The sequence below is a fragment of the Leisingera sp. JC1 genome (assembly GCF_001679925.1).
Lineage (GTDB): Bacteria > Pseudomonadota > Alphaproteobacteria > Rhodobacterales > Rhodobacteraceae > Leisingera.
The window spans coordinates 1-754 of the sequence record NZ_LYUZ01000052.1 but is presented as its reverse complement, the minus strand read 5'-3'; the positions used below and the strand labels follow the sequence as shown (position 1 = coordinate 754).

General features: G+C 64.1%; 1 protein-coding gene and 1 pseudogene. Both read right to left on the bottom strand.

The window, feature by feature from the left end:
- Window positions 1-513 (bottom strand): annotated as a pseudogene (locus A9D60_RS05665) (AAA family ATPase); the annotation flags it as partial.
- 99 nt (window positions 514-612) lie between these two features.
- Window positions 613-754 (bottom strand): ATP-binding protein (locus A9D60_RS25975; RefSeq protein WP_065266702.1); only part of this gene is annotated, 142 nt, incomplete at its 5' end.

Below are 754 nucleotides of genomic sequence, written 5' to 3'. Positions count from 1 at the left end.
AGCTGCTTTTCCGAGGTCGGACGTGGCGCTGCCGCCAGCGCCCGCGGACACAGTCCCAAAGATGAGCCGCTCCGCCGCCCGCCCCGCGAGGTGGACGTAGAGCTGACGGTCGAAATCTGACGCCAGACCCGGATTCGGGGGAACATCCCGTTCGATTGTTCCGCCTGCGGCAGCCACCCGGACCTGCGTGATCGCCTCTCCGAAGATCCAGGCGGCGATGGCGTGGCCGCATTCATGGACGCAAATGCGGTAAAGCAGGCCGTGGTTCTCCTCCAGCTCCCTGACACCGAGATGGCGACGCAGAAGCTGCAGATCGAGCGGGCAGCCGCTGTGCCGGGCTTCACTGCGGGCTGAGCGCACCGCCGCGTCCACGTCGGCAGCGGTCTTTCCGATACATTCCCGTGCCAACTGGTGCAGATCCCCCTCTTGGACAGCGTCCTGCAGCCGCTCAGCAAGGAGGTGCTGCAGCATCGCCATGCTTGGCAGCGGCATCTCGATCTTGATGTTGCGCATTCCGGGCTTCGCGGACAGCCATTCCAACGGCACGCGGACAGTCATTCCGGGGTGCGCGGACAAAGTTCGCGCGGGATGCTGAGCGTTTGATCTGACATCTCAGGTGTCGGTTTGTTCGTCAATGGTTTTGGCCGCGGGGGCATCGCGGGTCTTGCGCATCGACGGACCTTCGAGAGGCAATCTGTGCGCGTTGTGGATCAGCCGATCGAGGATGGCGTCTGCGAAAGTCGGTTCGTCGATG